This is a genomic window from Paenibacillus sp. SEL3, from assembly GCF_054602585.1.
Genome location: NZ_CM137725.1, coordinates 2,349,207 through 2,364,445, shown reverse-complemented (window position 1 = coordinate 2,364,445; position 15,239 = coordinate 2,349,207). Strand labels below are relative to the sequence as shown.

At 58.2% G+C, this 15,239-nt stretch carries 2 protein-coding genes; both read left to right on the top strand.

Annotation, left to right across the window (positions count from 1 at the left end):
- The first annotated feature begins 94 nt into the window (after positions 1-94).
- A complete protein-coding gene (locus ACYCS5_RS10960) occupies positions 95-220 on the top strand; it encodes a hypothetical protein (protein ID WP_340886507.1) in 126 nt (41 codons plus the stop codon).
- Positions 213-15,164 (top strand): amino acid adenylation domain-containing protein, encoded by a 14,952-nt coding sequence (locus tag ACYCS5_RS10955; RefSeq protein ID WP_459761040.1) that lies wholly within the window; start codon positions 213-215, stop codon positions 15,162-15,164. Before ACYCS5_RS10960 ends, ACYCS5_RS10955 begins: the two co-directional genes overlap by 8 nt.
- The last annotated feature ends 75 nt before the right edge of the window (positions 15,165-15,239 follow it).

Below are 15,239 nucleotides of genomic sequence, written 5' to 3'. Positions count from 1 at the left end.
AACCAAAGCCCGTCTTCGGGCGGCTCGTCCGCAGCAAGCATATTGAAGCAGAGGAGCCGAAAGCAGCCGCATCTCTTGCATAGAACGATGCTCTTTGTTGTCTTTCACGCATGGGAGCCGAGCGGGACAGCTGCTAGGCAGAGGATTGCCGCATGCGATCAACCGGGCAAGCGAAGCGGTGACTTGGCGAGAGCCATTGACATTGTTGTCACATGTTTGAAAAGGCGGGGAGCGAGGCTGGAGCGTTGCTGCGGCATATGCTCCGCCGGATTGCTTTTGCCGATGAAGAAAGGGGAACGATCCAGATGGCTTTTGAAAAAGAAACGTTGTTTTGGAACGAAAAATTCGGTAGCGACGATTATACCTTGACGCGTCTGCCTTACAGCAAAGCTCCAAGCTCCCTGGCGCCCATTATGACAACCGTCGGCGGTTCGCTTTCGGAGGAAGTGGCGCAGCGCGTCCTTCAAATGAGCAAGGGCGCTCCGCTGGCCACTTTTATGATTTTGCTCGCCGGTGTTCAGTCGCTCTTGCATAAATATACAGGCGCTTCTGACATTCTGGTCGGCATGCCGGTTGTACGGAAACCGACGGAGACGCGCCGATCCGTTAATCATACGGTCATTTTGAAAAACTCGCTTTCGGTGGGTGCGACTTTTAAAACGCTTCTGAGCGAGCTGAGGACTTCCTTGCCGGAAGCGATTCAGCACCAACATATTCCGTTCTTGAAAATGGCGGAGAAGCTGGACCTGCAATATGCAGACGGGATACCCGTCATCCATACGCTAGTATCTCTTAAGGAGCTGCATCTGGACGAAATCGGGCAAAACGTGGTCACGGATTGTTCCTTTGAATTCAGCTTAACCGGTGGGACGATACAGCTAGCGCTGTCATATAACGAGCACTTATATGACTCCGAGTTCATGACTCGGGTCGTCGGTCATCTGAATCGCCTGCTGGCCGTGGGGCTCCACGAGTTGGAGCTGGACATCGTGCGGGCGGACATGCTGTCGGAGGACGAGAAATTTCAATTGCTGCAAAGCTTTAACGATACCGAGAAGGACTATCCCCGTGATCGGACGATTCATCAGCTCGTGGAGGAGCAGGCGAAGCGGGTGCCCGAAGCGACGGCGGTTGTCTTTGAGGGGCGGCGGCTTTCGTATGCGGAGCTGAATGAACGGGCGAACCGGCTGGCGCGGACGCTGAGATCGGTCGGCGTGCTGCCCAATCAGCTAGTAGGCTTGATGGCCAGGAGATCGCTGGAGACGGTCGTTGGCATTCTGGCGGTTCTGAAAGCTGGCGGTGCCTACGTGCCGATCGACCCGGAATACCCGGAAGAACGCATCCGCTACATTCTGGAGAACTCGAACGCGCAGTTGCTGCTGACTCAAAGGGAGCTGCTGCTGCAGGTGCCGTTCGAAGGGACCGTGGTGGCGCTGGATGACGAGCAGGCCTACAGCGACGATGGCTCGAACCTGGAGCCGGCCAGCGGTCCGAACGATCTGGCTTATGTCATCTATACATCAGGTACGACGGGCAAACCCAAAGGGGTCATGCTGGAGCATCGCGGGCTGGTCAGCTTGAAACTGACGTTTGCCCATACGCTTCACACGACCGAACAGGATCGAGTGCTGCAATTCGCCAGCCTATCGTTCGATGCGTCGTGCTGGGAGATGTTCAACGCCCTGTATTTCGGGGCGACCTTATATATACCGTCAACCGAGACGGTTTTGGATGATCAGCTGTTCGAACGTTTCATGAACGAGCATGCAATTACGATCGCCACTTTGCCGCCAACTTATGCGGCTTATTTGAATTCAGACCGCCTGCCGAGTCTGAGCAGGCTCATCACGGCGGGCTCCGCCGTTTCAGCCGAATTCGTGCAGCAGTGGAAAGACAAGGTACAGTACTATAACGCGTACGGTCCGACGGAAGCCTCGATCGCCACATCCGTGTGGGCGGCGTCTACGTATGACACCGAACGCAGAGCGATACCGATCGGACGTCCGATCTGGAACCATCGCTTGTATATACTGGGCGCACAGAATCAGCTAGCGCCTATCGGAGTGGAGGGAGAATTATGCATCGCAGGCGTCGGCCTCGCCCGGGGATATTGGAACCGGCCGGATCTGACGGCGGAGAAATTCATCGAACACCCGTTTGAGCCCGGAGAGAGACTGTACCGGACGGGCGACTTGGCCCGCTGGCTGCCGGACGGAAATATTGAGTACTTGGGCCGGATTGACCATCAGGTGAAAATCCGTGGATTCCGGATCGAGATCGGCGAGATTGAAGAGCAGCTTCTGAAGATCGACTCCGTGCAGGAGACGATCGTAATCGCACGGGAAGGCAAAAGCGGGCAAGAACTGTGCGCTTACCTGGTCGCGGGCCGCCCGCTTACGCTCGGCGAGCTGAGAAGCGAGCTGGCGCAAAAATTGCCGAATTACATGATTCCGGCGCATTTTGTTCAGCTTCCGCGGATGCCGCTCACGCCGAACGACAAAATCGACCGCAAGGCTTTGCCCGCCCCGGAAGGAAACGCACTGACCGGCGGCGCGTACGTAGCTCCCCGCAATGAAGCGGAGCGGACGCTTGCCGATGTGTGGCAGGCGGTATTGAACGCCGATCGCGTTGGGGTAACGGATCATTTCTTCGAGCTGGGCGGAGACTCGATCAAGTCCATTCAAGTATCTTCGCGGCTTCATCAAGCCGGGTACAAGCTGGAAATCCGGGATTTGTTCAAATATCCGACTATCTCACAGCTCAGCCTGCATGTGAAACCGATCGGACGTACCATCGATCAAGGCGAAATAACGGGTGAAATGGCGCTGACGCCGATTCAGCATTGGTTTTTCGAGAGCTCCTTTGCGGACCCGCATCATTTCAACCAGTCGGTGATGCTGTACCGGAAGGAACGCTTCGACGAAGAGACGGTGCGTCAGGTGCTGCAAAAGCTGGCCGAGCATCATGACGCCTTGCGGATGGTGTTCCGCAAGACGGAACAAGGGTTTAGCGCGCGGACCCGCGCGATTCAGGAAGGCGGGCTGTTCACGCTGGACGTGTTCGACTTCAAGGATGCGGAGAATACCGCGCAGGCTGTGGAAGCGAAGGCAACGGACATTCAAGCGGGCATCGATCTGGAGAACGGGCCCCTCGTGAAGGCGGGACTGTTCCGGTGCGCGGACGACGATCATTTGCTGCTTGCGGTTCATCATGCCGTGGTGGACGGCGTGTCTTGGCGCATTTTGATGGAGGATTTCGCTCTGGGTTACGAGCAGGCCGGCAAAAGCGAGGAAATTCGTTTCCCGGCCAAAACGGATGCGTACCGCACTTGGTCCGAGCAGCTGGCCGCTTACGCGCAAAGCGCGGAGATGGCGAAGGAACGGGCCTATTGGCAGGCCGTGGAACAAATTGCGGTTCCGGCCGTGCCGAAGGATCTGGAGGCGGACGTTACGACGCAGCAGGACAGCGAATCGCTGTTCGTGCGTTTGACTCCCGAAGAAACGGAGCTGCTGCTGAAGCGGGTTCACCGGGCCTACAACACCGAAATGAACGATATTTTGGTAACGGCGCTCGGCATAGCCGTTCGCAAGTGGACGGGACACGAACGGGTGCGGATCAATCTCGAAGGACACGGACGCGAATCGATCGGAACGGATATCGACATCACGCGCACAGTCGGCTGGTTTACGACCAAGTTTCCGGTCGTCCTAGAGCCGGAAACCGACCGGGATTTGGCCTATCAGATTAAACAGGTCAAGGAAAGTTTGCGCCGCATTCCGAACAAAGGGCTTGGGTACGGCATATGCCGCTATCTCTCCAAATCGGAGGATGGCTTTGTTTGGGGCGCAGAGCCGGAAATTAATTTTAATTACCTCGGCCAGTTCGACGATGATGTCAACCAGGACGAGATCGGTATATCTTCTTATTCCGGCGGCAGCCCGGCCAGCGACCGGCAGGCCCGCAGCTTTGTGCTGGATATCAACGGCATGGTGCTGGACGGCGCTTTATCGCTTGATCTTAGCTACAGCCGGAAGCAGTATCACAAGGTAACGATGGAAGCCTTCGCTCAGCGGCTTGAGCAAAGTCTACGAGAGCTCATTATCCACTGCGCAGGCAAAGAAAATACCGAATTGACGCCTAGCGACGTGCAATTTAAAGGCTTGACCATCGCCGAACTAGAGCAAATTGCCCAGCGTTCGGGCCATCTCGGGGAAATCGAAAATATTTACTCGCTTACGCCGATGCAGAAGGGCATGTGGTTCCATAGCGCGCTTGACCGGCAAACGGCCGCTTACTTCGAGCAGACGCAATTTACGATGAGGGGAGTACTCGACGTCCAGCTTTTCGAGAGGAGCTGGACGGAACTTGCGAAACGTCATTTGGTGCTGCGGGCGAATTTTGTGCAAGGACCGGCGGGCGAGCCGCTGCAAATCATATACCGCGACAAGCCGGTCGGCTTTGAATATGAAGAGCTGCTTCATTTGCAGGCGGACGAGAAACAAGCGTATTTGGATAAAAAGGCCGAGGATGACAAACTTCGCGGCTTCGACATGGAACATGACGCGCTCGTTCGGGTTACGATCCTGCGCACCGAAGAGCAAAGCTATCATGTGCTGTGGAGTTTCCAGCATATTTTGATGGACGGCTGGTGCCTGCCGCAGCTGACGCAGGAGCTGTTTGAGACGTACTCGGCCTTGGCATCCGGCAAGCAGCCAGCGGGAGATAAGGGATCGGATTATGGCGCTTACATCGAATGGTTGGAGAAACAGGACGATCAGGCGGCATACGGCTATTGGACGGCATTCCTGGCAGGTTATGAAGGGCAAACCGTACTCCCGGGACAAAAGGAACCAGCGCCGAACGGCAGATTTACGGCTGATCACGTCACCGCCGAGCTGGGCAAGGACTTGAGCGAGCGGATGGACCGGGTGGCGAAACAGCGCCTAGTTACGGTCAATACGCTGCTGCAAGCCGCTTGGGGCGTTATGCTGCAAAAATATAACGGAACAAACGATGCCGTATTCGGCAGCGTCGTGGCCGGAAGACCGGCGGAAATCCCGGGTATCGAGTCCATGATCGGGCTGTTCATCAATACGGTGCCGGTCCGCGTCACGAGCGAAGCGGACACCGTGTTCGCCGACCTGATGGCGAAGCTCCAAGAGTGGGCGCTGGAGTCCGGGCGTTATGATTACTATCCGTTGTATGAAATTCAAGCCCGCAGCGTGCAAAAGCAGAACCTGATCAACCATATCATCGCTTTCGAGAACTATCCGGTGGACGAGCAGATGGAGCAGGCGGGCGACCAGCAGCACGGCGACCTGACGATCGCTGACGTTCAGATGGAGGAGCAGACGAACTATAACTTCAACGTGACCGTGGTGCCGGGAGTCGAAATCGAAATCCGGTTTGACTTTAACGCCGAAGTGTTCGATAAAGACAGCATCGAGCGGCTCAAGGGGCATCTCGTCCATCTGCTGGAGCAGGTGACGGATAACCCGGAAATTACAGTGGGCGAGCTGGAACTTGTGACGGAGGCGGAAAAGGCCGACCTTCTCGGACGTTTTAACGACACCACCACGGAATTTCCGCGCGAGAAGACGCTCGTTCAATTGTTCGAAGAACAGGCGGAGCTTTACCCGGACAACGTGGCCGCCGTCATGAACGAGCGACAGCTGGCTTACCGCGAGCTGAACGAGCGATCCAACCGCCTTGCGCGGAAGCTGCGGGAGACGGGAGTAGAAGCGGACCAACTGGTAGCGATTCTGGCCGAACGCTCGCTCGATATGGTCGTCGGCATTCTGGCGATTCTCAAAGCGGGCGGAGCATACGTGCCTGTCGATCCGGACTACCCGGAGGAGCGCATCCGCTTCATGATCGAGGATTCGGGCGCGCCGTTATTGCTGATTCAAAAGCATCTGCACGAGAAGACCGACTTCGCAGGAACGCGCCTCGAATTGGACGATTTCGTTTGGGGCGACAGAGGGGCGGACTCCGAAGGTGCGTTGGACGCTTCGAACCTGGAGCCAATTTCCGGGCCGGGCAACCTGGCATATGTCATCTACACGTCAGGAACGACCGGCAGACCGAAAGGAACGCTGATCGAGCATAAGAACGTCGTACGCCTCCTGTTCAACGACAAGAACCTGTTCGACTTCGGGCCGTCTGACACGTGGACGCTGTTCCACTCGTTCTGCTTCGATTTCTCTGTCTGGGAAATGTACGGAGCGCTGCTGTACGGAGGCAAGCTGGTCATCGTACCGCCGCTGACGGCGAAAAATCCGGCCGATTTCCTGGCGCTGCTGGGCCGCGAACAGGTCACGATTTTGAACCAGACGCCAACGTACTTCTACCAGCTGCTGCGTGAGGTCTTGGCGGACCATCCGTACGATCTGCGGATTCGCAACGTCATCTTCGGGGGCGAAGCGCTGAGTCCGCTGCAGCTCAAGGGCTTCAAGACGAAGTACCCGGAGACGAAGCTGATCAATATGTATGGCATTACCGAGACGACGGTTCACGTGACGTATAAGGAAATCACGTGGGTCGAAATGGAGGCGGCGAAGAGCAATATCGGCAAGCCGATCCCGACGCTGAGGGTGTACGTCCTGGATGAAAACCGCCGCCCTGTGCCGATCGGCGTAGCGGGCGAAATGTACGTGGCCGGGGAAGGCCTTGCGAGAGGATACCTGAACCGTCCGGATCTGACGGCGGAGAAGTTCGTCGATTCCCCGTTTGCGGAGGGGGAGAAACTGTACCGCTCGGGCGACTTGGCGGCTTGGCTGCCGGACGGCAACATCGAATACCTGGGCCGGATCGATCATCAGGTGAAAATCCGCGGGTACCGGATCGAGCTGGACGAAATCGAGACGCAGCTGCTGAACGTCGAGGGCGTGGAAGAAGCGGTGGTGCTCGCCCGTCAGGACGGCGAGGGCGAGAAGGCGCTTGTTGCCTACTTTGTGGCGGACCGAACGCTGACGGTCAGCGAAATGAGAACCTCGCTGGCCCAGGGAATGCCGGGGTACATGATCCCGTCGTACTTCGTGCAGTTGGAGCGCATGCCGCTGACGACCAACGGCAAAGTGGACCGCAAAGCGCTGCCGGAGCCGCAGGGCGGCATACAAACGGGCGTCGAATACGTAGCGCCGCGTAACCGGACGGAGTCCCAGCTTGTGAAGATCTGGGAGGAAGTACTGGGCTACTCCGGCATTGGAGTCCTAGACAATTTCTTCGACCTGGGAGGCCATTCCCTGCGGGCGACGACACTGGTGAGCAAGGTGCATCAGGAGCTGAACGTTGAGCTGCCTCTGCGCGACGTATTCCGCTACTCGACAATCGAAGAGATGGCTCTGGCCATCTCCCGGATCGGAGAGCAGTCGTTCTCGTCGATTCCGCTGGCAGGCGCAAGAGCATATTATCCGCTTTCCTCGGCTCAGAAGCGGCTGTTTATCCTGAATCAGCTGGAAGGGGCCGATCAGAGCTACAACATGCCGGGCGTGCTGCTGCTGGAAGGATCGATTGACCGGAGCCTGCTGGAGAAGGCTTTCCGGGGACTGATCGCACGGCACGAAACGCTGCGAACCGGCTTTGAGATCGTACAAGGCGAAGCAATACAGCGCATTTACGAGAGCGTCGACTTTGCTGTCGAGTACCGTCATGCGAGCGAGGAAGAAGCGCCTGAAGTCGTGCAGGCCTTCATCCGGCCTTTCGACTTGGCGAAGCCTCCGCTGCTGCGGGCGGAGCTTGTAGAGCTGGCAGCCGAACGTTATTTGCTGATGTTCGACATGCACCATATCGTATCCGACGGTGTTTCGATGGACGTGTTAGTCGAGGAACTCGTTCGTCTGTACGGCGGCGAGTCATTAGAGCCTTTGCGCATTCAATACAAGGACTATGCGGTATGGCAGCAGTCGGACGAGCAAAAAGTGCAGTTGAAACACGAGGAAGCTTACTGGCTGGACCGTTACCGGGGCGAACTGCCGGTTCTGGAAATGCCGACGGACTATCCGCGTCCTGCCGTGCAGAGCTTTGAGGGACAAACGCTGACGTCCTTCGTGGACGAGGCAACGAACGAAGGCTTAAAGCAACTGGCGGCCCAAAGAGGAACGACGCTGTATATGGTGCTGCTTGCGGCATATACCGTGCTTTTGCATAAATACACAGGTCAGGACGATTTGATCGTCGGAACGTCGATTGCGGGCAGAACGCACGGAGACACGCAGCCTTTGATCGGAATGTTCGTTAATACGCTGGCGCTCCGCAATTATCCGGCTTCGGAGAAGACCTTCCTGTCGTATCTGGAAGAAGTGAAAGAAACGACCTTAGGCGCTTACGAGCATCAGAATTATCCGTTCGAAGAGCTCGTCGATAAAGCGCAGGTCAGCCGGGATTTGAGCCGCAACCCGCTGTTTGACACGATGTTCTCCCTGCAAAACTTGGAGGACAAAGAGTTTGGGCTGGAAGGACTGAAATTGTCCCCGTACCCTAGCGAATACGGCACGGCCAAGTTCGACCTGAGTGTGGATGTTACGGAAGAAAACGGCGGCCTGGAGTGCAGCTTTGAATTCGCAACAGCTCTTTATAAAGAAAGCACGATCCGGCGGCTGTCGACTCATTTCGGACATTTGCTTGCGGCGATCGTAAGCCGTCCGGATGCGAAGATTGCCGAGCTGAACTTGTTGACGGCAGAGGAAAAAGAGCAAATTCTTGGCGCATTTAACCCGGCGCAGCCGGAAGCGGCTCCTGTGGCGGCGTTCCACCGGCTGTTCGAGGAACAGGCGGAGCGCACGCCGAAAGCGGCAGCTGTCGTGTACGAGAACGACCGGCTGACGTATGCGGAGCTGAACGAGCGGGCGAACCGCTTGGCGGCTACGCTGCGCGCAAGCGGCATCGGCCGGGAGACGATCGTCGGCATTCTGGCCGAGCGTTCGGTGGACTTGCTGGTGGCCGTGCTGGCCGTCTGGAAAGCGGGCGGGGCGTATGTGCCGCTCGACCCGGATTATCCGGCGGAGCGCGTGCGGTTCATGCTCGAAGACAGCGGAGCGAAGGTGCTGCTGACGCAAACGGCGCTGCGAGAGCGCGCCGAAGCCTGGCTCGGCGAAGAGGAGCTGGCGCTGGCGGCGGTGCTGTACCTCGACGACGAAACCTCGTACAGCGAGGAGCGGACGAATGCCGACAGCTTCCATGAAGCCCGTCCAGAGGACCTGGCGTACGTGATCTACACGTCGGGAACGACGGGCAAGCCGAAGGGCGTGATGATCGAGCACCGCAGCCTGGTGAACACGGCGGCGGGCTACCGGCGGGAATATCGGCTGGATCAGTTCCCGGTGCGGCTGCTGCAGCTCGCAAGCTTCTCGTTCGACGTGTTCGTGGGAGATATCGGGCGGACGCTGTACAACGGAGGCACGATGGTGATTGTGCCGAAGGAAGACCGGATCGATCCGTCTCGTCTGCACCACTGGATGGAGCGGGAGCGGGTCACCATCTTCGAATCGACGCCGGCGCTGATCGTGCCGTTCCTGGAGTACGTGCACGAGCAGCAACTGAATATGAGCTGGATGGAGCTGTTGATCACGAGCTCGGACAGCTGCAGCGTGGCGGATTACCGGATCTTGCAGGAACGCTTCGGCTCGTTGTTCCGGATCATCAACGCATACGGCGTGACGGAAGCGGCGATCGACTCCAGTTTCTACGACGAGCCGCTGACGAAGCTGCCGCAGACAGGCCATGTGCCGATCGGCAAAGCGTGGCTGAATGCGAAATTCTACATCGTGGATGCGCACCTGAATCCGGTGCCGGTCGGGGTGCTGGGCGAGCTGGTCATCGGCGGAGTCGGAGTGGCGCGCGGGTACTTGAACCGTCCGGAGCTGACGGAAGAGAAGTTCGTAGACAGCCCGTTCGCCGCGGGCGAGCGGCTGTATCGCACCGGAGACTTGGCGCGGTGGATGGAAGACGGCAACGTGGACTTCATCGGCCGGATCGACAACCAGGCGAAAATCCGGGGCTACCGGATCGAGACGGGCGAGATCGAGTCGCAGCTGCTGCGGGTGGAAGGCGTGCGCGAAGCGGTGGTGCTGGTTCGAAGTGACGCGAACGGGCAGAAAGCGCTGTGCGCGTATTACACGCCGGATACCGGAGCGGAGCTGGCAGTGAACGATCTGCGCGGCGCGCTGGCGCAGGAGCTGCCGGGCTACATGATCCCGTCGTACTTCGTGGAGATGGAGCGCCTGCCTCTGACGCAGAACGGAAAGATTGACCGGAAGGCGCTGCCAGCGCCGGAAGGGGAAGCGGGAAGCGGAACGGAGTACGTCGCACCGCGCAATGAGCTGGAAACGAAGCTGGCGGCGATTTGGCAGGAGGTGCTGGGGCTTGCGAAGGAGATTGGCGTTCACGACAACTTCTTCGACATCGGTGGTCACTCCCTGCGGGCGACGACGCTGGTCAGCAAGATTCATAAAGAATTGAGCGTGGATCTGCCGCTGCGCGACGTGTTCCGCCATTCCACCATTGAGAGCATGGCCGCCGCCATTTCCCGGCTGGATGAGCAGACATTCGTTGCCATTCCGGTGGCGGATGACCGAGAGGTGTACCCGCAATCTTTTGCTCAAAAACGTCTCTTTATCCTGAATCAACTGGAAGGCGCGGAGCTTAGCTATAACATGCCAGAAGCGATGTTGCTGGAGGGTGCTTTGGACCGGGCAAGGTTCGAAGAAGCGTTCCGTAAGCTCGTGGCGCGGCATGAAACGCTGCGCACCGGGTTCGAAATGGTGGACGGCGAAGCATCGCAGCGGATTTACCAGGACGTGAATGTTGCCGTGGAGTTCTATCGAGTGGATGAGCAAGAGGCCGAAGAGATGGTTCGCCGTTTCGTCCGTCCGTTTGACTTGGCGAAGCCTCCGCTGCTGAGGGTAGGCCTTGTCGAGCTGGCTCCGGAACGTCATATTCTAATGTACGACATGCATCATATTATTTCCGATGGCGTCTCGATGGAAATCTTTGTTGAAGAATTCGTCCGCTTGTACGGCGGCGAGCAATTGGAGCCTCTGCGCATTCAGTACAAAGACTACACCGTTTGGCAGCATTCGCAGGAGCAGAAAGAACGGCTTCAGCGTCAGGAGGCGTACTGGCTGGACATGTTCCAAGGCGAGCTGCCGGTGCTGGAAATGCCGGCCGACTATCCGCGTCCGGCCGTGCAGAGCTACGAAGGCCAAACGCTGGAGTTTTCCTTCGACGCTTCGAAAACCGACGGCCTGAAGCAGCTGGCCTCGGAAACGGGCACGACGCTGTTTATGGTGCTGCTTGCGGCGTATAACGTCCTTCTGCATAAATATTCAGGTCAGGAAGACGTGATCGTCGGTACGCCGATTGCCGGAAGGAATCATGGAGATGTGCAGCCGTTGATCGGGATTTTCTTAAACACGCTGGCTATCCGCAGTTATCCGGCTTCGGAAAAGACATTCCTGTCATACCTGAACGAAGTCAAAGAAACGACCCTCCATGCCTTCGAGCATCAAAACTATCCGTTCGAAGAATTGGTGGACAAGGTGCAAGTCACCCGTGATTTAAGCCGCAATCCGCTCTTCGACACGCTGTTTACGATGCAGAATACGGAAAACGAGGAATTTGAGCTGGAAGGGCTTCGCCTGATTCCTTATCCGAGCGTATTAGATACCGCGAAGTTTGATATCAGCTTGGATGTGGGCGAGGAGAACGGCGGCTTGGATTACAGCTTCGAATATGCGACGGCTCTCTACAAAAGGGAGACGATCGAACGGCTGGCGAAACATTACGAGCAGCTGCTCGAAACGATCGTAAGCCGTCCGGATGCGAAGATTGCCGAGCTGAACTTGCTGACGGCAGAGGAAAAAGAACAAATTCTCGGCGCGTTCAACCCGGCGCAGCCGGAAGCGGCTCCTGCGGCCGCGTTCCACCGGCTGTTTGAGGAACAGGCGGAGCGCACGCCGGAAGAGGCGGCCGTCGTGTACGAGAACGACCGGCTGACGTATGCGGAGCTGAACGAGCGAGCGAACCGCTTGGCGGCTACGCTGCGCGCAAGCGGCATCGGCCGGGAGACGATCGTCGGCATTCTCGCCGAGCGTTCGGTGGACTTGCTGGTGGCCGTGCTGGCCGTCTGGAAAGCGGGCGGGGCGTATGTGCCGCTCGACCCGGATTATCCGGCGGAGCGCGTGCGGTTCATGCTTGAAGACAGCGGAGCGAAGGTGCTGCTGACGCAAACGGCGCTGCGAGAGCGTGCTGAAGCCTGGCTTGACGAAGAGGAGCTGGCGCTGGCGGCGGTGCTGTACCTGGACGACGAAGCGTCGTACAGCGAGGAGCGGGCGAATGCGCCGATTGGCTCGGGCATAGTCTCCGGCAAGCTGACGGATACTGTGGACGACGGCGATGAGAGCCATCAGAATGTTGGCACCGACAGCTTCCATGAAGCCCGTCCGGAGGATCTGGCGTACGTGATCTATACGTCGGGAACGACGGGCAAGCCGAAGGGCGTGATGATCGAGCACCGCAGCCTGGTGAACACGGCGGCGGGCTACCGGCGGGAATACCGGTTGGATCAGTTCCCGGTGCGGCTGCTGCAGCTCGCAAGCTTCTCGTTCGACGTGTTCGTGGGAGATATCGCGCGGGCGCTGTACAACGGAGGCACGATGGTGATTGTACCGAAGGACGACCGGATCGATCCGTCTCGTCTGCACTACTGGATCAGCCAGCAGCAAGTGACGATCTTCGAATCGACGCCGGCGCTGATCGTGCCGTTCCTGGAGTACGTGCACGAGCAGCGGCTGGATATGAGCTGGATGGAGCTGTTGATCACGAGCTCGGACAGCTGCAGCGTGGGGGATTACCGGACGTTGCAGGAACGCTTCGGCTCGTTGTTCCGGATCATCAACGCTTACGGCGTGACGGAAGCGGCGATCGACTCCAGTTTCTACGACGAGCCGCTGACGAAGCTGCCGCAGACAGGCCATGTGCCGATCGGCAAAGCGTGGCTGAATGCGAAATTCTACATCGTGGATGCGCACCTGAATCCGGTGCCGGTCGGGGTGCTGGGCGAGCTGGTTATCGGCGGAGTCGGGGTAGCTCGCGGGTACTTGAACCGTCCGGGGCTGACAGAAGAGAAGTTCGTAGACAGCCCGTTCGCCGCGGGCGAGCGGTTGTACCGCACGGGAGACTTGGCGCGGTGGATGGAAGACGGCAACGTGGACTTCATCGGCCGGATCGACAACCAGGCGAAAATTCGGGGGTACCGGATCGAGACGGGCGAGATCGAGTCGCAGCTGCTGCGGGTGGAAGGCGTGTGCGAAGCGGTGGTGCTGGTTCGAAGTGACGCGAACGGGCAGAAGGCGCTATGCGCGTATTACACACCGGATACCGGAGCGGAGCTGGCAGTGAACGATCTGCGCGGCGCGCTGGCGCAGGAGCTGCCGGGGTACATGATCCCGTCGTACTTCGTGGAGCTGGAGCGCCTGCCTCTGACGCCGAACGGAAAGATTGACCGGAAGGCGCTACCGGCGCCGGAAGGGGAAGCGGGAAGCGGAACGGAGTACATCGCACCGCGCAATGAGCTGGAAACGAAGCTGGCGGCGATTTGGCAGGAGGTGCTGGGGCTTGCGAAGGAGATTGGCGTTCACGACAACTTCTTCGACATCGGCGGCCACTCCCTGCGGGCGACGACGCTGGCGGGCAAGGTATTTAAGGAATTAAACGTCAACCTGCCGCTGCGCGACGTATTCCGTCACTCGACGATTGCGGCGATGGCCGAGGCGATCGCCCGGATGGAACGGCGGGAGCATGAGGCCATTCCTCAAGCGGAGGAGAGAGAGTACTACCCTCTGTCCTCCGCGCAGAAACGGCTGTTCATTCAGCACACGCTGGATGGAGCGGATCAGCTTTACAACATGCCGGAGCTGGTGCAGGTGGAAGGCGAGTTTGACTTAGACCGGTTGGAAGCCGCCTTGCGGAAATTGATAACACGGCATGAATCGCTGCGCACCGGTTTTGAAATCGTGAAGGGCGAAGCGGTTCAGCGGATTTACCCGCAGGTCGATTTTACTATCGAGCATCATCAAGCGGATAAAGAGGATGCGGCTCTAATCGAGCAGATCGTCCGCAGCTTCGTTCGTCCGTTTGATCTCGGCAAGCCGCCGCTGCTGCGCGCCGGGGTCATCGAGCTGGAGCCGAACCTGCATATTCTCCTTTTCGACATGCACCATATGGTGTCCGACGGCGTATCGATGGCGATTGTGATCGATGAGTTCTCGAGTTTCTACGCCGGGGAAGAACTGCCGCCACTGCGCATTCAATACAAGGATTATGCCGTTTGGCAGCAGTCGAAGGCCCACCGAGAGCGGATCGGGCGGCAGGAAGCGTACTGGCTGCAAACCTTCGAAGGCGAGCTGCCGACGGCGGACCTGCCGATGGACTACGAACGGTCTGCGGCTCGCAGCTACGAAGGCGCGCATCTGGAGTTCGACGTCGAAGCTTCTCTCTCTGCGCGGCTGCGCGAATTGGCGGCCGAGCGTGAAAGCACGCTGTTCATGGTGCTGCTTGCGGCTTATACCGTGCTGCTGTCCAAGTACAGCGGGCAGGAGGACTTGGTCGTGGGTACCCCGGTGGCGGGAAGAACGAACGCCGATTTGGAACCGGTCATCGGGATGTTTGTCAATACGCTGGCGATCCGCAATCGTCCGTCGGGCGACAAAACGTTCTTGTCCTATCTGGAAGAAGTGAAGGAAACGGCTTTGGGTGCTTTCGAGAACCAGGATTATCCATTCGAGGATCTGGTGGAGCGTTTGAATGTGAAGCGGGAGCCGGGCCGCTTCCCGCTGTTCGATGCCGTTTTCGACTTGCAAAATATCGAAGAACGAGACGCCGAGCTGGAAGGGGTCAGCCTGAAGACTTACGAGCTTGACCATTTGGAAGAAGCGAAGTTCGATCTGACGCTGTTTATGTATGAAAACAACGGGGCGCTGAGCGGGGGCTTCTTCTACGCCACCAAGCTGTTCAAAGAAGCGATGATCCGCACCTTGACCGAGGATTACCTGCGGGTACTGTCTCAAATTGCGGAAAATCCACAACTCGAGCTAAGCCGGATTGAATGTCATAAACCGGCGGCAGGCGCAAAGAGTGCCGTCGATACGATCGAATTCGCGTTCTAATCCTACAAGCGCGCCTCCGCCGTCAAGTGAAAGCGGCGCGCATCCCAAGGAAGACGGCGAACAACATCCAAGCCC